16 protein-coding genes are annotated in these 17,177 nt (G+C 70.2%); 7 read left to right on the forward strand and 9 right to left on the reverse strand.

All coding sequences use genetic code 11. From position 1 onward, the window contains the following. Positions 1 to 3: 3 nt before the first annotated feature. Positions 4 to 1,635, reverse strand: a complete 1,632-nt coding sequence (locus ASE68_RS11005) for an ABC transporter substrate-binding protein (RefSeq protein ID WP_055858346.1) — start codon at positions 1,633 to 1,635, stop codon at positions 4 to 6. 414 nt (positions 1,636 to 2,049) lie between these two features. On the opposite strand from ASE68_RS11005, the gene ASE68_RS11010 reads away from it, so the two are divergent. The 3 genes from ASE68_RS11010 (at position 2,050) to ASE68_RS11020 (ending at position 5,896) form a co-directional block, all read left to right on the forward strand. Further along, positions 2,050 to 4,746 carry a hypothetical protein gene (locus ASE68_RS11010; protein WP_055858349.1) on the forward strand — a complete coding sequence of 899 codons (2,697 nt, stop codon included), beginning with the start codon at positions 2,050 to 2,052 and terminating at the stop codon, positions 4,744 to 4,746. A 98-nt stretch (positions 4,747 to 4,844) separates the two neighbouring features. After that, positions 4,845 to 5,321, forward strand: a complete 477-nt coding sequence (locus tag ASE68_RS11015; protein WP_055858352.1) for a hypothetical protein — start codon at positions 4,845 to 4,847, stop codon at positions 5,319 to 5,321. Next, the gene (locus ASE68_RS11020; protein ID WP_055858355.1) at positions 5,321 to 5,896 is read left to right on the forward strand and encodes a TlpA disulfide reductase family protein; all 576 of its coding nucleotides are present in this window, start codon (positions 5,321 to 5,323) and stop codon (positions 5,894 to 5,896) included. Before ASE68_RS11015 ends, ASE68_RS11020 begins: the two co-directional genes overlap by 1 nt. 42 nt (positions 5,897 to 5,938) lie before the next feature. Here ASE68_RS11020 and dnaG read toward each other — a convergent pair whose 3' ends face one another. The 3 genes from dnaG to dusB form a co-directional block, all read right to left on the reverse strand. Then, complete coding sequence (gene dnaG, locus ASE68_RS11025; protein ID WP_055858358.1) at positions 5,939 to 7,834, reverse strand: DNA primase; 1,896 nt, start codon at positions 7,832 to 7,834, stop codon at positions 5,939 to 5,941. An 84-nt stretch (positions 7,835 to 7,918) separates the two neighbouring features. Further along, positions 7,919 to 9,178 (reverse strand): deoxyguanosinetriphosphate triphosphohydrolase, encoded by a 1,260-nt coding sequence (locus ASE68_RS11030; protein WP_200921701.1) that lies wholly within the window; start codon positions 9,176 to 9,178, stop codon positions 7,919 to 7,921. Positions 9,179 to 9,180: 2 nt separating this feature from the next. Beyond that, entirely contained in the window at positions 9,181 to 10,338 is a 1,158-nt protein-coding gene (gene dusB / locus ASE68_RS11035) for a tRNA dihydrouridine synthase DusB (RefSeq protein ID WP_055858360.1), read from the reverse strand. 91 nt (positions 10,339 to 10,429) lie between these two features. Between dusB and ASE68_RS11040 the strand changes: the two genes are divergently transcribed. Next, the gene (locus ASE68_RS11040; protein ID WP_055858363.1) at positions 10,430 to 10,909 is read left to right on the forward strand and encodes an aminoacyl-tRNA deacylase; all 480 of its coding nucleotides are present in this window, start codon (positions 10,430 to 10,432) and stop codon (positions 10,907 to 10,909) included. A gap of 56 nt (positions 10,910 to 10,965) precedes the next feature. Here the strand turns inward: ASE68_RS11040 and ASE68_RS11045 are convergent, their stop codons facing one another. Genes ASE68_RS11045 through bla form a run of 3 tightly spaced genes read right to left on the reverse strand, consistent with a single transcriptional unit; the run spans position 10,966 to position 12,825 of the window. After that, positions 10,966 to 11,163 (reverse strand): hypothetical protein, encoded by a 198-nt coding sequence (locus ASE68_RS11045; protein WP_055858366.1) that lies wholly within the window; start codon positions 11,161 to 11,163, stop codon positions 10,966 to 10,968. Beyond that, on the reverse strand, positions 11,160 to 11,816 hold the full coding sequence (locus ASE68_RS11050) for a DsbA family protein (RefSeq protein ID WP_055861190.1): 657 nt from the start codon (positions 11,814 to 11,816) through the stop codon (positions 11,160 to 11,162). The genes ASE68_RS11045 and ASE68_RS11050 overlap by 4 nt, the downstream gene beginning before the upstream one ends. A gap of 55 nt (positions 11,817 to 11,871) precedes the next feature. Then, the gene (gene bla / locus ASE68_RS11055) at positions 11,872 to 12,825 is read right to left on the reverse strand and encodes a class A beta-lactamase (RefSeq protein ID WP_055858368.1); all 954 of its coding nucleotides are present in this window, start codon (positions 12,823 to 12,825) and stop codon (positions 11,872 to 11,874) included. A gap of 74 nt (positions 12,826 to 12,899) precedes the next feature. On the opposite strand from bla, the gene ASE68_RS11060 reads away from it, so the two are divergent. Together ASE68_RS11060 and ASE68_RS11065 are read left to right on the forward strand one after the other, a co-directional pair. Next, the gene (locus ASE68_RS11060; protein ID WP_055858372.1) at positions 12,900 to 13,808 is read left to right on the forward strand and encodes a LysR family transcriptional regulator; all 909 of its coding nucleotides are present in this window, start codon (positions 12,900 to 12,902) and stop codon (positions 13,806 to 13,808) included. Then, on the forward strand, positions 13,798 to 14,709 hold the full coding sequence (locus ASE68_RS11065; protein WP_055858375.1) for a serine hydrolase: 912 nt from the start codon (positions 13,798 to 13,800) through the stop codon (positions 14,707 to 14,709). Before ASE68_RS11060 ends, ASE68_RS11065 begins: the two co-directional genes overlap by 11 nt. Positions 14,710 to 14,758: 49 nt before the next feature. Here the strand turns inward: ASE68_RS11065 and ASE68_RS11070 are convergent, their stop codons facing one another. Together ASE68_RS11070 and recO are read right to left on the reverse strand one after the other, a co-directional pair. Further along, positions 14,759 to 15,568, reverse strand: a complete 810-nt coding sequence (locus ASE68_RS11070) for an isoprenyl transferase (RefSeq protein WP_055858378.1) — start codon at positions 15,566 to 15,568, stop codon at positions 14,759 to 14,761. Next, positions 15,565 to 16,305, reverse strand: coding sequence for a DNA repair protein RecO (gene recO, locus ASE68_RS11075; protein WP_055858381.1), 741 nt, complete (start codon positions 16,303 to 16,305; stop codon positions 15,565 to 15,567). The genes ASE68_RS11070 and recO overlap by 4 nt, the downstream gene beginning before the upstream one ends. Before the next feature lie 84 nt (positions 16,306 to 16,389). Here recO and ASE68_RS11080 point away from each other — a divergent pair, with 84 nt between their 5' ends. Continuing rightward, positions 16,390 to 17,082: a trimeric intracellular cation channel family protein gene (locus ASE68_RS11080; RefSeq protein WP_235480836.1), complete on the forward strand. Its 693-nt coding sequence runs from the start codon at positions 16,390 to 16,392 to the stop codon at positions 17,080 to 17,082. The last annotated feature ends 95 nt before the right edge of the window (positions 17,083 to 17,177 follow it).

Consider the following 17,177-nt stretch of genomic DNA (forward strand, 5'->3'; position numbering starts at 1 on the left):
TGACTAGCCCTTGGAGAGCGCCGCATAGCGGAACTTGAACGACGCGTCGAGGGTGTCTTCGGTGCCCTCGACATCGGAGCCGACGACCGCGACCTGGGCGCCCTGCATGTACGGGATCGTGGACAGGTCTGCCGCGACCGCGTCCTGGATCTCGCCGATGAGCGCCTCACGCGCTGCGGGGTCGGTCGTGACGGCCTGCTCGAGGATCATGTCGTTGACCTCGGCGTTGTCGTAGTGGTTCGACAGGAAGTTCTCCTTGAGGAAGAACGGCGTCAGGTAGTTGTCGGCGTCGGAGTAGTCGGGGAACCAACCGAGCTGGTAGGCCGGGTAGAGGTCCGCGACGCGGTCCTTGGAGTACTGGACCCACTCGGTGGACTGCAGGTCGACCGTGAACAGGCCGCTCTCCTCGAGGTTCTCCTTGATGATCGCGTACTCGTCGCTCGACGACGGTCCGTAGCGCTCGGCCACGTACTGGATCGAGATCGGGAGCGGCGTCGTGACGCCGGCCTTCTCGAGGCGCTCGGCCGCCTTGTCGGCGTCGGGTGCGCCGTTGCCGTCGCCGTAGAGGCCCTTGAGCGCCTCGTTCGCGCCGGTCAGGCCCTCGGGGACGTACGAGTAGAGCGGCGTGAACGTGCCCTTGTAGACGTCCTCGGAGATCGCGTCGCGGTCGATGAGGTCGGCGATCGCCTGGCGGACGGCCAGGGACTTCGCCGGGTCGGCCTCGGGGGTCGTCGCACCGAACGGCATGGTGTCGAAGTTGAAGACGAGGTAGCGGATCTCGCCACCGGGGCCGTCGACGACCTTCACCTTGTCGTTGCCGCGGAGGTCCTCGATGTCGGTCGCGCTGAGCGTGCGGTTCGCGACGTCGATGTTGCCTTCCTGAACGTCGAGCTTCAGGTTCGAGGCATCCGTGTAGTACTTCACGTTGACCGTGTCGGTCTTCGCGGCACCCAGGAGGCCGTCGTAGTCGGCGTTGGCCTTGTACGAGATCAGGTTGTTGAAGTCGTAGCTCGTGATGACGTACTGGCCGGCGAACGGGTTGCCCTTGACGATGTCGTCGTCGCTCGTCACCGAGTCGGCCGAGAAGACGTCCTCGTCGACGATCGGGCCGACCGGGCTCGACAGGATCTGCGGGAAGATCTGGTCGTTCTCGCTCAGCAGGTGGAAGACGACGGTCGTGTCGTCGACGGCCTCGGTGGACTCGAGGTTGTAGAGCAGCGACGACGGGCCGTTCTCGTCGGCGATCGCCGTCTGGCGGTCGAACGTGAACTTCACGTCGGAGGCCGTGAGGTCGTTGCCGTTGGCGAACTTCAGGCCCGGCTTCAGCTTGACCGTGTACTCGGTCGGCGCGGTGAACTCGGCCGACTCCGCGATGTCGGGCTCGACGTCGGGGCTGCCGTACGGCGTGTTCAGGAGGAACGGGTAGACCTGGTTCATGACGGCGAAGGAGCCGTTGTCGTACGAACCCGCGGGGTCGAGTGCCGTGACCTGCTCGGTGGTGCCGATCGTGAGCGTTCCGCCTGCGGTATCGTCGCCGCCGCTTGAGGCGGTGCAGCCCGCGAGCGCGAGCGCTGCGACCGAGACGCCGGCGGCCGCGATGAGCGTGCGGCGCCGGGTGATGGATGCGGATGACATGTCCGTCTACCTCTTCCTTTGGATATCGGCTCGGCCGCGAAGCGACCCCCGAGTTTTGGTGATTCCGACACGCTGGAATTCCAGGTGCGGCGCGGACCGGGCGAACCGTCTGCACCCTCGAGGGTGCGGGCGAGCAGCCCCGTCCGTTCAGCTGTGTGCGGGAGAACACTTCAAGAGTTAGCACCTCGACCTTGAGGCAGAAGCCAACGTTATCGGACCGTAATGGTCGAAAATCCTGAAGAGTACTCATCGGAAGTACCCATCCATCCTCCGCGCCTCCGACCTGTTGCTGGTCGTTCGGACAGTGGAATGATTCCGGAAACATCACATCCTCAGCGGACTCAGTGCCGCATCACATGTGATGCATAGAGACGGGTTGTAGCGACTCGCGCACATCGAACCGGAGGTTGCACAATGGCACGACGTGAACACAGATCCAGAACACGGCTGAGGCGGTCCGGCATCGCCTCGGCGGTCGCCGTCGGCGTCCTCGCGATCGCGACGGTGTCGAGCGGCACCGCCTTCGCGGCGCCCCAGGCGGCGATCGACCCCGCCGTCCTCGACCCCATCGACCCCCAGAACTGGGTGAACATGGACGACATGACCTGGGACGACTACGTCGACGTCCCCGGCACCGACTGGGCCAACGACGACGAGGGCACCGACCGGCAGTTCAACGGCGCCATCGTGCTGCTGGACTTCGAGAACCAGCCGTTCCTCGTGACGGAGGAGGAGGGCGCCCATCCCTTCGGCGACCCGTCGGGCCTCGCCAACGGCATCGATCGCGAAGACGTGCCGCAGTTCTACCTCGACCTGCTGAACAAGCCGAACGAGCTCAACCACGGCCGCACCATCAACGAGTACTGGATGGAGCAGTCGGGTGGACGCCTGAGCGTGCAGATGGAGGCGTTCGGCCCCTACACGCTGCCGGGCGACATCCAGGAGTACGGCCTGAACGACTCGTTCAACAAGCCGAACGCGGCGTTCTGCCCGCAGGGCGACTCGTGCAACAAGAACATCCGCCCCGATGCGCTCGCGCTCTGGGGCGCGGACATCGGCGAGACCGAGCCGCTGAAGAAGTTCGACCAGGTGTTCTACATCACGGCCGGTCACGACGAGTCCTCCACGTGGGAGGAGTTCGGCCAGATGCTGTTCGAGAACCCCGAGGACGTCACCGACGACTTCGGACCGCCGCGTGACGAGAACGGCGTCGCCCTCGACCAGAACGGCCAGCCGATGGCGAACTGGGCGAAGACCCGGTACATCCCGTGGACCTCGTGGCAGGCCGCGATCAACCACTGGCCGAACGCCAACTTCCCATCGGGCGGCAACGCCGGCAACTCGACGCAGGCCGAGTCCTCGGGCATGGGCACGTACGCGCACGAGTTCAGCCACATCCTCGGCATCGCCGACAACTACGGCAACCCGTACGGCGTCGAGGGCGCCGACGGCGGCCCGCTGCGCGACACGAGCGGACCGTTCGACGTGCTTGCACGCGGATCGTTCAACGGCCCCGGCGGCACGCACCAGCGGTGGAGCGTCCCGTCCGTCGCCGGTGGATCGCAGCCGGCCGGCGTCGCCCTGCGCAACCGCATCAACCTCAACCTCATCGAGGAGGACGAGTACCTCAACCTGCCCGAGCAGACGCTCGACCAGTACGGTCTCGTGAACACGCGGATCACCTCGCGCGCCGTGATGGGCGACGGCATCCTCACCGGTGTCAACCTCGTGCTCGACAAGCCGACCTCGGCTGCCGCCGACAACTCGACGGGCTCGTGCAGCCGTCGCGGGGTCGACGCCACCGGCCAGGCCACGTGGGACTGCGACGGCGGAAGCTACGACAACTACACGCTCGAGGTCATCGACCGGATGGGCACGGACTCGTTCCAGCCCGACCACGGCGTGATGATCGCCAAGACGAAGAACCGCGACTCGAACCCGTTCATCTGGACGATCGACGCCAACCCGCAGAACATCGACACGGTGGACTACGTCCGTCCCGACGGCACGCCGGTGATGATCACGCGAGGCGACCAGCGCCAGCTGAACGACGCGCTCTTCCACGCCGGAACCGACTCGGGCTCCGAGTACGAGTACGTCGACGAGGCCAACGGGCTCCACTTCTACATCACGGACATGGAGCGCGATGACGAGGGCCTGCTCGCCTACGACGTCGCGATCCGCTCGCTCACGTCGACCTCGACCCAGGCTCGCGGCGTCGCACTCGGCGCAGTCGCGAACTCGGGCTCGCTCGAGAGCGGCCTGCTCGGCCTCACGGTGCCGGTGACCAACACCGGAGCTGCGGCATCCGACCCGATCGCCGACGCCGACATCTACCGGGTCTCCGCTGCGATCGAGGGCGAGGCTGCCGGCTGGACCGTGCGCATCCCGAACGAGATCCTGACGGTGGGCACCGGAGCGACCAAGGAGGTGCCGGTCTACCTCGAGTACGAGGGCGACGGCGTTCCGACGGCCGCACCGTCGGTCGCGGTCACGGTCACGTCCGAGAACGACCCGGCCGCGACCGCGACGACCAAGACCTCGGTCGTCGACGCCGTCAAGCCCGTGGCGACGCTCGTCTCGCCGACCACCGCCGGCCCGTCGAAGGCACTCACCGTGCAGGTCGACGCGACCGACAACTACGGCCTGAAGCGGGTCGTGGCGAACGTGTACAGCGGGACGACGCTCGTCAAGAGCACCCAGACCGCCGCGAACGGCGCGACGAGCGCCACGCACAACGCCACGGTCACCCTGCCCGACGGCAACTACACGGTGAAGTACAACGCCGAGGACCTCAAGGGCAACATCGCCAAGACCGGGACGTTCGCGTTCACGATCGACGCGACCGCCCCGACGGTCACGTTGAAGACCGGGGCGACCGAGACGGTGGGCGCCGACGGTGTCTACTCGCTCGTGAGCTTCAAGCTCAACGACGCCGGCAAGATCGACAAGCTGACGCTCAACGGAGTGGTGAAGGACCTCACGAACAACGCGTGGTCCGACCTCAACTTCGTCAAGCCCGGCGCCTTCGGCGGCGTCGTCGGCCAGAACACCCTCGTCGTCTACGACGTCGCGGGCAACACCACGACGCTCACGTTCACCCTGAACTAGCGTCGATGCCCAGGACGGGTGCCTCCTCGCCACCGCGGGGAGGCACCCGTGCCGGCATCTCGATCCATCCGGCAACCTCCACGAGCGGAGCCCGAGACGTGACCAGACTCCCCCGCATCCTTTCCGCGGCAGCCGTCGTGACGGTGGCCGCGGCCCTCCTCGCCGGCTGCTCCGGCCCGGGCGGCGCCGCGTCGGACGCGCCGACGATCGACGTGCTCGTGCGCGACTCGAACCTCAGGGTCGAGGGCGAGGCGTGCTCAGGTGCACGGCCGAACGAGTACATCCACCGCGGCGCGGAGGTCGTGCTCGAGCACGAGTCCGATCGCATCGTCGTCGAGCTCCCCGACGGCGAGGCCGTCCGCATGGACGACATCGACTACGGCGCCGCACCGCGGATCCCCACCGCGTGCCGCTTCCGCATCGCGGCCTCCGGGCTCGCGCCCGACCTCGACTACACCGTGACGATCGACGGCCGCGACGCCGGCTCCTACCGGTACACGCCCGCCGACGCCGCGCCGATCGCGGTTCCCCCGCTCGCCGACCCCGGCGCGATCCTCGAGACCGGAGACCACTGATGTCACTCCCCCAGCGTGCTGCGCTCCTGGTCGGCGTCGCACTGACCGCCATGCTGTTCACCGGATGCACCCCCGAAGACCTCGGAGGAGCCGATCGGATGCCCGGGGCGCTGCCCGAGGGCGTGACGTTCGCCGAGAGCCCCGACGCACCGACGGCGCCGACCATCGACGCGGAGCTCGTCGACGGATCCCCCGTCGGCAACGAGGACCTCTGGGGCGACCGCCCGGCCGTGCTGCAGTTCACGACCTCCTGGTGCACGCGCTGCGACGAGCAGCAGCCGGTGATCGACGCCATCACGCGCGACTACGGCGACGCCGTCACCGTCGCCCTCGTGGCCGGAGACCCGGCCGATGGCCAGGATGCGCTCGTCGAGCACCTCGACGACCTCGGCGTCACCCAGCCCGTCATCGTCGACCCCGACCTGCAGGTGTGGCGCTCGTACGCCGTCGCCGAGGCGCCCATGACCGCCCTCATCGATGCGGATGGCCGCCTGATCAAGCTCTGGCCCGGCGGTGCCGACGACGCGAAGCTGCGAACCGAACTCGATCGCATCGTGCAGCGGGCCGGCGGCTGACACGACGAGATCCGCCGCGGATCGCTCGGGCCCGGCCGCAGATCAGTCGCCGCGAAGCGCGCGTCGTTCGCGCTCGAGCTCGACGAGGCCGCGCTGGAGCGCGGCGTAGGTCTCGGCATCCGCCCGGTCGGTGCGCTGCAGGCGCCCGAGGAGCTCGGATTTCTGCCGCAGCAGCTCACGATCGATGAGCGCGCTCACGACCCCCCGCACGTAGACGTCCAGCTCGGCGTTGCCGCGCTGCGGAACGGGGGCGACGGCCAGCTGGTGCACGACGCCCGCGAACGGCGCGGGGACCTCTGCGACGACCCGGTCGACGCGGAGCAGCGCATCACCCGAGGCGAGCACGGATGAGATGCCGTCGCGCACGACCGCGAGCGACGCGTTGGTGAACCGGCAGTCGAGCGCATGGCGGAGCAGGTCGTCGCCCACCTCGGCCGGGTACTGCAGCATCGCCTGCAGCGCATCGCGCTCGAGCCTGGTCGCCGGGTCGTTCGGCAGGTCGACGATCGAGAACGGACGCTCGGCCGCGGCCGGAGCCTGAACGCCGGATTCGGGCGAGACCCTGCTGCCGTTCTGCCGCTCGGCGCCGCTCGCCGCGTCGCGCGAGCCGCCGTCGCGCGGACGGGACTGCGCCTGTCGGACCGCACGGGTCGCCTCGCCGAGTTCGACGCCGAGCATGCGCGCGAGCTCACGCGTGTAGCCGGGTCGCATCGCCGGGTCGCGGATGTCGGCGATCACCGGAGCTGCGGCGCGGAGCGCCGCCACGCGCCCCTCGACGGTCTCGAGGTCGTACCGCTCGACGGTGTGCCTGAGCACGAACTCGAACAGGGGCGTTCGCGAGTCGACGAGCGAGCGCACCGCGCCATCACCGCGCGCGAGGCGCAGGTCGCACGGGTCGAGCCCGTCTGGAGCGACCGCGACGAAGGTCTGCGCGGCGAACCGCTGCTCCTCGGCGAAGGCGCGCATCGCCGCCTGCTGCCCTGCGGCATCGCCGTCGAACGTGAAGACGACCTCGCCGACCCCCGAGTCGTCGCCGAGCACGCGACGGAGCACCTTGATGTGGTCGACGCCGAAGGACGTGCCGCAGGTGGCGATCGCGGTCGTGACGCCGGCGAGATGGCAGGCCATGACGTCGGTGTAGCCCTCGACCACGACGACCCGATGCGACTTCGAGATCTCGCGCTTGGCGAGATCGAGCCCGTAGAGCACCTGCGCCTTGTGGTAGACCGCCGTCTCGGGGGTGTTGAGGTACTTCGGGCCGTTGTCGTCGTCGAGCAGGCGCCGCGCGCCGAAGCCGACCGTCTGGCCGGTCACGTCGCGGATGGGCCACACGAGGCGCCCGCGGAACCGGTCGTAGACGCCGCGATCGCCCTGCGAGACGAGCCCGGACGCCGAGAGCTCCTCGGTGGAGAAGCCCCGCCCCTTGAGGTGGTTGGTCAGCGCGTCCCAGCTCTTCGGCGCGAAGCCGACGCCGAACCGGCGCGCGGCCTCGGCGTCGAAGCCGCGCTCGCCGAGGAATCGGCGACCGACCTCGGCCTCGGCGGTTCCGAGCTGGTCGGTGAAGAACTCCGCGGCCGCCTGGTTCGCGGCGAGCAGGCGGGCGCGGTTGCCGTGATCGCTGGCCTGCCCGCCGTCTTCGTAGTGGAGCTCGTAGCCGAGTCGACCGGCGAGACGCTCGACCGCCTCGGTGAACGAGACGTGGTCCATGCGCTGCAGGAACGTGTAGGCGTCGCCCGACTCGCCGCAGCCGAAGCAGTGGTAGTAGCCGAGCGCGGGGCGCACGTGGAAACTCGGGCTGCGCTCGTCGTGGAACGGGCAGAGCCCCTTCATCGAGCCGACGCCCGCGGACTTCAGGCTCACGTGATCGCCGACGATATCGGCGATGTTCGTTCGGGCCTTCACCTCATCGACGTCACTCTGTCGAATTCGGCCGGCCATGGATCTCATCCTAGATCGCCGGGAGCGGCGTTCGGCCGGTTGCCCGGTTCTCGGCGGCCCGGTTCCGACACGCGTCGAGACCGGTCACCGGCGCACGAGTCGCTCGTGCCACGCCAGCGCGGACTGGTCGGTCAGGCTCGCGACCTGATCGACGACGGCGCGGCGACGGCCGACGTCGTCGGATGCCGCGGCCCAGTCTTCGGCGAACCCCGGATCGAGGTCGCGGTCGCCCGTCGCGACGAGCGCGTCGGCGAGCTCGATGAGCACCTCGCGCTGCTGGATGTAGATCGGCTGCCGGCTGTTGCGCGACATCACGAACGCGGCGACGATGCCCTTCAGCACGGCGATCTCGGCCTGCACCTCGCGCGGCACGACGACGTCGGCGTCGAACCGGATGAGGCTGGCCAGCGGGAAGGCGGAACGCGTCGCCTCGGTCGCCGCACGCGCGAACCGCCCGATGAGCTGGCTCGTGAGGTTCTTCAGCTGCGCCTGGTCGCGCCGGCTGCCGCTCCACGAGTCGGTCCACCCGTCGAGCGAGTCGAGTCGGTCGAACGCGGCGATGAGCTCGTCGTGCGAGAACGCGCCGCCGATCCACTCGTACATGGAGGAGACGAGGGCGTCGTGGTCGACACGTTCGCCGAGGCTCGCGACGTCGATGTAGCCGTTGACGATCGCGTCTTCGAAGTCGTGCACGGAGTAGGCGATGTCGTCGGAGAGGTCCATGACCTGGGCCTCGATGCAGAGGCGGCGTTCGGGCGCACCTCGCCGGAGCCAGGTGAACACCTCGAGGTCGTCGCGATAGAAGCCGAACTTGGCCCGACCGCTCGGATCGGCGACGGAGGTCGCCTCGGGCCACGGGTACTTGCAGCTCGCGTCGAGGCTCGCGCGCGTGAGGTTGAGCCCGTAGCCGTGGCCATCGGCGCCGAACACCTTCGGCTCGAGCCTCGTGAGGATGCGGAGGGTCTGCGCGTTGCCCTCGAAGCCGCCGATGTCGGCGGCCCAGACGTTGAGCGCCTTCTCGCCGTTGTGTCCGAACGGCGGATGCCCGAGGTCGTGCGCGAGGCACGCGGTGTCGACGACGTCGGGATCGAGTCCGAGCGAGGAGGCGAGCTCGCGACCGACCTGCGCGACCTCGAGCGAGTGGGTGAGCCGATTGCGGGCGAAGTCGAGCCCGGCGGTGGGGCTCAGCACCTGCGTCTTGGCCGCGAGCCGTCGGAGCGCGCTCGAGTGCAGCAGCCGTGCCCGATCGCGCGCGAAGTCGCTGCGGCGATTCGTGTGCTCTTCGGGGTACTGGCGCTCGGTGTCGACGTCGTGGTAGCCGCCGAAGAGTCGCTCGGATGCCACCCTCAGCCGCCGCTCGTGTCGAGCTCGGCGTCGACGAGGGTCGTGCGATCGTGGCCGGCGAGCTGCTGGGAGTCGAGCCAGCCGTCGGGCAGTGCGGGCTTCTTCGGGGTGCCGGCACGGCCGCGCGGCCCCTCGGCCCCCTCGCCCGGGTACGGCATCGACCAGTCGAGCGTGCCGAGCAGGTCGTCGAGCTGGGCGAGCGACTCGACGGTCGCGAGCCTGGCCCGCAGGTCGCCGCCGACCGGGTAGCCCTTGAAGTACCAGGCGACGTGCTTGCGGATGTCGCGGCAGCCGCGTTCTTCGCTGTCGAAGAACTCGGTGAGCAGCTCGGCGTGGCGACGGAACGTCTGCGCGACCTGCCCGAGCGAGGGCTGGAAGCTCTGCGACTCGCCCCGGAACGCGGCTGCGAGGTCGCCGAAGAGCCACGGCCGGCCGAGGCATCCGCGACCGACGACCACGCCGTCGCAGCCGGTCTCGGCGACCATGCGCAGGGCGTCTTCGGCCGACCAGATGTCGCCGTTGCCGAGCACGGGCACGCTCGTGACCGTCTCTTTGAGGCGGCCGATGGCCGACCAGTCGGCGTGGCCCGAGTAGAACTCGGCGGCCGTGCGCGCGTGCAGCGCGATGGAGGCCACGCCGGCGCCCTCGGCGATGCGCCCCGCCTGGAGGTAGGTGAGGTGGTCGGCGTCGATGCCCTTGCGCATCTTGATGGTCAGCGGGATGTCGCCCGCGGCCGTCACCGCGCCCTCGACGATGTCGCGGAACAGCCCGCTCTTCCATGGGAGCGCGGCTCCCCCGCCCTTGCGCGTGACCTTGGGCACGGGGCATCCGAAGTTCAGGTCGATGTGGTCGGCGCGGTCTTCGGCGACGAGCATCGTGACCGCCTCTGAGACGGTCTTCGGGTCGACGCCGTAGAGCTGGATCGAGCGCGGCGTCTCGGACTCGTGGTGCGTGATGAGGCGCATCGACTCGGGCGTGCGTTCGACGAGTGCGCGCGAGGTGATCATCTCGGAGACGTAGAGGCCGGCGCCGAACTCGCGGCAGAGCCGACGGAACGCCGTGTTCGTGATGCCCGCCATCGGGGCGAGCACGACGGGCACGTCGAGTTCGAGGCCGCCGATGGTCAGCGGGCCTGCAGGAGTCGTGGAAGTGAGAGACATCACCGTCGATTCTCCCAGAATCCTGCGACATCCCGCCCACCTGCCGAAACCCGCGCCTAGGATCTCCCTCAGGCGACCTGGGGAGGACGACATGGGCGAGGCCCTGACCGGTTCGGAACGTGTTCGGGCGGATGCCGCGGCGAGAGGTCTCGAGATCGAGATCATCGACCGACCGGCGGCCCGCAGCCTCGAGGAGGCCGCCGAACTGCTCGGCATCACGCCGGCCGACATCGTGAAGTCGCTCGTCGTCAAGCGCAGCGACGGCAGCTACCTCTTCGCCCTCGTGCCGGGCGGGCGCAAGATCTCGTGGCCGAAGCTGCGCGCGATCGTCGGCGTCAACAAGCTGCAGCTGCCGGATGCCTCGCTCGCGCTCGCGGCCACCGGCTACGAGCGCGGCACGATCACGCCGCTCGGGTCGACGACCGAATGGCCCGTCTACATCGACGAGTCCGTCGTCGGGCGCCGCGTCTCGATGGGCGCGGGCGAGCACGGCCGGAGCCTGTTCGTCGACGCCGACCGGCTCATCGAGGCGTTCGGCGCGACGGTGGCCGATCTCAGCGACCCCGAGTAGGCGCGCGCCGGACTCCGACCTGTCGAGCGGACCGGTCTCGATCCGGCGCGGCGCGACTACTCGACGGGCGAGGCCCCCGGAATGAAGCAGACGTCGCCCTCGCACACCATCGCCGAGGGGTCGCCGACCATCATCGTGAACGGCGACGCCGCGGCATCCGACCTCGAAGGCCCGACCGCCCCGAGCGCAGCCGCCTCGACCGCAGTCACGTCGACCTCGGTCACGTCGACCTCGGCCGCCTCAGCCGCGCTCACGCGACGCGCTCGCCGGAGACCTGCGCGATCGCCTGCGAGAACACCTCGGCCGGCTGCGCGCCCGAGATGCCGTACTTGCCGTCGATCACGAAGAACGGAACGCCGTTGATGCCGTAGGCGCCGGCCTGGGCGATGTCGGCCTGCACGTCTGCGGCGTAGCGTCCGGACTCGAGCGCGTCGCGCGCGGCATCGGCATCGAGGCCGACCTCCACGGCGTAGGCGACCAGCTCGTCGAGTCGGTTCACGCGGCCGCCCTCGACGAAGTACGCCTTGAGCAGGCGCTCCTTGAGCTCGAGCTGCTTGCCGTTCGCCTTCGCGAAGTGCAGCAGTTCGTGCGCCTTCAGCGTCTTCGTGTGCGCGACCTTCTCGAAGTGGTACTCGAGCCCGGCGTTCGCGGCAACGCCAGTGACGTGCTGCAGCATCTGCTCGACGCGCTCGACGGGCATGCCCTTGCGGTCGGCGAGATACTCGACGGTCGATCCCTCGAAGTCGAGGGGGGTGTCGGGCGAGAGCTCGAACGAGTGGTACTCGATCTCGACATCGGGCGCGTCGGCGCCGAGGGCCTCGAGGCCCGCCTCGAGGTGGCGCTTGCCGATGTAGCACCACGGGCAGGCGATGTCGGACCAGATGTCGATCTTGATGGGTTCACTCACGGTGAGTGACAACCGATGCGGACGCATCGGTATTCCCGACGTCGACGGCGCCGGCTCAGTGCCCGACGACGATCCGCGTGGCCTCGGCGACGACCTCGTTGTTGCGCGTCGCATCGGGGCGATCGGTCCGGGTCAGGATGACGAGCGTCAGCGGGTCGCGTCCGGCGCGCCAGAGCACGCCCGCGTCGTTGACCACGCCGTACTCGCCGCCGCCCGTCTTGTCGGCGAGCTCGTACGGAGCGGCGAGGCCGGCCCGCATGCGCGCACCCGAGGTCGTGTTGCGCAGCATCCACTCGCGCAGCCGCGACGAGGCGAGCACGCCGGCGGCGTCGTCGAGCAGCAGCGCGGTGGAGAGCAGTGCGATGTCGTCGGGCGTGGTCGTGTCTCGCACGTCGCCGGGAACGGCGTCGTTGAGTTCGGGCTCCCAGCGGTCCAGGCGGGTCCGCTTCGCACCGAGCGACGCCGCGAAGGCGGTGATCGCCGATGGGCCGCCGAGCTCGCGCAGCAGCAGGTTGCCCGCGGTGTTGTCGCTGTAGCGGAGGGCCGCGTCGGCCAACTGGCCGGGGGTGGCCCGCCGCGGTCGCAGGGCTTCGAGCACGATCGAGTCGCGCACGACATCGGCCTTGGCGAACGGGATCGGCGTCGTCCAGTAGGCCTCGTCGTAGCCGCGATCCCGCACGAGCGCCGCAGCCGCCAGCACCTTGAACAGCGAGCACATCGGGAACAGGTCGGCGCCGCGGTAGCGGAACGCGTCACCGACCGGGCGCCCGGCCCGGTGGTCGACGGCGTGCACCCCGATCGTCACCGACGCCGCACGTTCGAGCTCGCGCAGGTCACGCGACATCCGTTCGTGATCTGCGGCGGATGTCGCGGGCGACGCAGTCGGCGACGACGACGCCCAGGCGGGCGACGGGGCGAGCCCTGCGGCGACGACGCCGGCGGTCGCGGCGCCGCCGAAGGCGAGGAGCGAGCGACGGGACAGGAAGGTGGATTCAGGTGTCGATGGCATGGACGGCAGTCTCGTGGGCTCCGACTCATGCAGGCAAAGCACACAACGCCGCCATTCATGCCAGAATCGCATGCATGCCCCGCAACTTCGACCTCCTGTCGGCCTGCGAGGCCTTCGTCTCCGTGGCCGAGCGCGAGAGCTTCACGGCCGGCGCGATGGGCACCGGAGTCACGCAATCCGTCGCGAGCCGCCGCATCGCCGCCCTCGAGAACCACCTCGGCGCCCGCCTCTTCGAGCGCTCGTCGCGACGCGTGGCGCTGACCCCGTTCGGGCGGAGCGTGCTCCCCGGAGCGACTCGGCTCGTGGTCGCCGCGCAGGAGTTCTCCGACGATGCCGACCACGCCCGCTCCCTGCCGATCACCCTCGCCGTGCCGCGCCACCTCTCCCCCGCCGCGGCGGCCAGGGTGTGCGCCGCGGCAGCCGACCGGTCGCTCACGGTCGAGCTGCTCGAGGGCGCGCCGCGCGAGCGCGCGGAATGGGTGAGCTCCGGCCGCGCCCAGCTCGCCCTGCAGCACGTCGAACCCGATCGTGCCGACTGGTCGACGCCGCTCGGCGTCGGCTTCGCCCGCGGCGCCGACACCGGCGAGGAGCCGTTCTACCTGGCCGAGCTGCGTCCGAGGCGAGGGACCCCCGAACGTCGCCTGCTCTGGCTGCAGCCGGAGGACGACGTGCCGAACGTGCGCGACCGGCTCGAACGCGTGCGGAACGGAGCGGGGCTCGCCACCGGCCACCTGCGGCTCGCGACCTCGCTCGTCACCGCGATCGCCAGGGCCATCGCCGACGGCGACCTCGTGCTGTGCACGCGCGGGGAGGCGACCGGGGCCGATCTCGCGTGGCATCCGCTCGGCGACCTGCACCTCAGGCGCGGCTACACGCTCGTGCACCGCGACGGCGACCTCGCCGGGCGCTTCCTCGATGCCACCGGCCCGCTGCTGCCGGGGCTGCTCGGCACCGACCCGCCGACCGAGCACCATGCGTCCTGATCGCCTCGTGCTGCGCGACGCCGCGCAGGCCCTCGACGACGCCGGCCTCACGGCGTCGATCACGGTGCGCGACCTCGGCACCGGTCGCGAGCTCTCGATCGATCCGGATGCCGCGTACCCGCTCGCCTCGGTCGTGAAGCTGCCGCTCGCACTCGCCGTGCTGCGGGCTGCCCGCGAGGGAGCGCTCGACCTCGCCGAGCCCGTGCAGCTCGACCCGGCCGGCCGGACGCCAGGTCTCACCGGACTCTGCCGGTTCGAGCACCCGTCGACGGTCGCCGTCGAGGACCTGCTCTCCCTCGCGATCTGCGTGAGCGACGACACCGCGGCCGACGCGCTCTTCGAGCGCTGCCCGCCCGCCGAGGTCACCTCCCTGCTGCGCGAGCTCGGCATCGCCGAGATCACGGTGCGGCACTCGATCCAGGACCTGCACGAGACGCTCGCGAGTCGACTCGCGCCCGACGAGATGCCGCAGGCCCTGGCCCTGGCGATCCAGGCGTCGACGAGAGGCGGCGGACACCTGATCCCCCAGCTCGACGTCACGCACGCCAACGCGGGCACCTCGCGCGCGATCGTCGACCTGCTCGCGCGCATCTGGACCGATCCGGCGCTCGCGAGCGAGCGGGAGCCGCTTCGACGATTGCTCGGGATGAACCTCATGCGGCACCGCCTCGCACCCGACCTCGAGTCCGACGACGCCGAATGGTTCTCGAAGACCGGCACGTTCCTGCACCTGCGGCACGAGGTCGGCGTGCTCGAGCACGCCGACGGCGGGGTGTTCGCGATCGCGGTGCTGAGCGAGTCGTCGGTGCCGGCCCGCCGCCAGCCGGGCGCCGAACAGGCGCTGGGCTTCGCTGCACGGCTGCTGCACGACCAGGTGCGGGCCACGCGAACGGCACGATGAGCGGATGTCTCGGGGCCGCGCGGCATCCGAGCTGCGACGCGCTGCGGCGCTACTCCGAGGCGGTCGGCGTGTCGATCGCGCCGCCGAACCGGCGGTTGCGCGACGCGTAGAGCTCGATGGCCTGCCACAGGTCGGTGCGCGAGAAGTTGGGCCAGAGCCGGTCGAGGAACACCATCTCGGCGTACGCCGACTGCCAGAGCAGGAAGTTCGAGGTGCGCTGCTCGCCCGAGCTGCGCACGAACAGGTCGACGTCGGGCATCTCGGGAACGTAGAGGCGCTTCGAGATCAGCCGCTCCGACACCGCCGAGGGCTTCAGTCGGCCCGCCGCCACGTCGTCGGCGATCGAGCGCACGGCGTCGGTGATCTCGTTGCGCCCGCCGTAGTTGACGCACATCGTGAGCGTCAACGTGTCGTTGCCCGCGGTCATGCGCTCGGCGAACTGCAGCTCGTTGATGACCGACGCCCACAGGCGGGGCTTGCGGCCGGCCCAGCGGATGCGCACGCCCCACTCGTTGAGCTGGTCGCGACGGCGGTGCAGCACGTCGCGGTTGTATCCCATGAGGAAGCGCACCTCTTCTGGGCTGCGCTTCCAGTTCTCGGTCGAGAACGCGTAGACCGAGAGGTGCTTGACCCCGGCCTGGATCGCACCGGCGACCACGTCGAGCAGCGCCGCCTCGCCGGCCTTGTGACCCTCGATGCGGGTGAGGCCGCGTCGGTTCGCCCAGCGGCCGTTGCCGTCCATGACGATCGCGACGTGGTTCGGCACGGCGCCCTTCGGGAACGCGGGCGGGTGCACGCCGGTCCAGTCGAGGGGCCGGTAGGGCACGGCGTCGCGGTGGGTGTAGGGCTTGGGGGTCACGGTGCGGTGGGTTCCCTCGAGACGTGCGGCAGCGAGCGGAGGCCCCGCTCGAGGTGCCACTGGGTGTAGGCGGCGACGATGCCGCTGGCCTGGTTGCGGTCGCCCGTCGCGGAGGCGTCGACGAACGCCCAGTCGCCCGCGAGGAGCGCTCCGAGCAGCGCGACGGTCGAACGTGCGATGCGCGGCGTGCCGGGCGGCGCGCACTCCTCGTCGCAGACGACGCCGCCGAGCTGCACGACGACGGCCGTGTGCTCGCCAGGGCGACCGCAGCGCGAGCAGTCCTCGAAGCTCGGCGCCCAGCCGGCGAGGGCGAGCGCGCGCAGCAGGTAGGAGTCGAGGGTGAGCGTCGCACCGTGCTCGCCGCGGGCGAGCGATCGCAGGGCGCCGACGAGCAGCAGGTACTGCTGCAACGAGCCCTCGGACTCGGTGAGCTTGTCGGCCGCCTCGACCATCGCGCTCGCGGCCGTGTAGGCGGCGTAGTCGGCACTGATCTCGGCGCCGTAGGAGCCGAGCGACTCGGCCTGCGTCACGACGTCGAGCGTGCGGCCCTCGTAGAGCTGCAGGTCGGCGACCATGAACGGCTCGAGGCGGGCGCCGAACTTCGACCCCGTTCGCCGAACCCCCTTCGCGACCGCGCGGATCTTGCCGTGCCGTCTCGTGAGGAGCGTGACGATGCGGTCGGCCTCACCCAGCTTGTGGGTGCGCAGCACGACGGCTTCATCTCGGTAGACGGGCACCCTTCATTCTCCCACCCGCCGCGCACGGCACGGCGCACCGCGCGGATGGTCGGCACGCGGCATCCGCTCTGGTTCACTTGCCTCGTGGAAACCCAGCAGTTCTTCATCCCCCTGTGGCTCGATCTCACCGCCGTCGGCCTCGGCGGCGTCCAAGGCGCCCTGTTCGCATCGGGATTCCGCGGCCAGCGCCGGCTCGACCTGCTCGGCGTCGCCCTCGTCGGCATCGTGATGGGCTTCGGCGGCGGCGTGATCCGCGACCTGCTGCTCGACCAGCCGCTTCGAGCGCTGCAGAGCAACTGGTACCTCGTCGTCGCGGTCGCGGCAGCGCTCCTCGGCATGCTGCTCGCCGGACCCCTCGCCCGCCTCAACGGCGTCATCGTCGGCCTCGATGCCATCGTCATCGGCATGTTCGGCGCCTTCGGCACCTCGAAGGCCCTCGGCCTCGGACTGCCGATCCTCCCGGCCGTGGCCGTCGGGGTGGCCGCGGCGGTCGGCGGCGGCGTGCTCCGCGACATGCTCATGGGCCTGCCGATCTCGATCATGCACGTCGGGTCGCTCTACGCCGTCGCGGCGGGCGCCGGCTGCATCGTGCTCGTCGCGTTGCACCTGTTCGGCGTGCCGCTGCTCATCGGCGGAATCGTCTGCGTCGTGGTCACCGCCGTGATCCGGTGGCTCGCCGTGATCTTCGACGTCTCGCTGCCCGAGCAGCGCATGCTCTACCGGCGCAAGGTCGCCACCGAGACCGGCATGCTGCCGATCATCCGCGACGGCGCGTAGGGCGGCGGCCGGCGTCGGGTGCGCCCGCCTCGCGAACGGCCGATGAGACGACGGATGCCGCGTGCCGAGGTCGGCACGCGGCATCCGTCGTTCGA

It is taken from the genome of Agromyces sp. Leaf222 (genome assembly GCF_001421565.1).
Taxonomy (GTDB): domain Bacteria; phylum Actinomycetota; class Actinomycetes; order Actinomycetales; family Microbacteriaceae; genus Agromyces.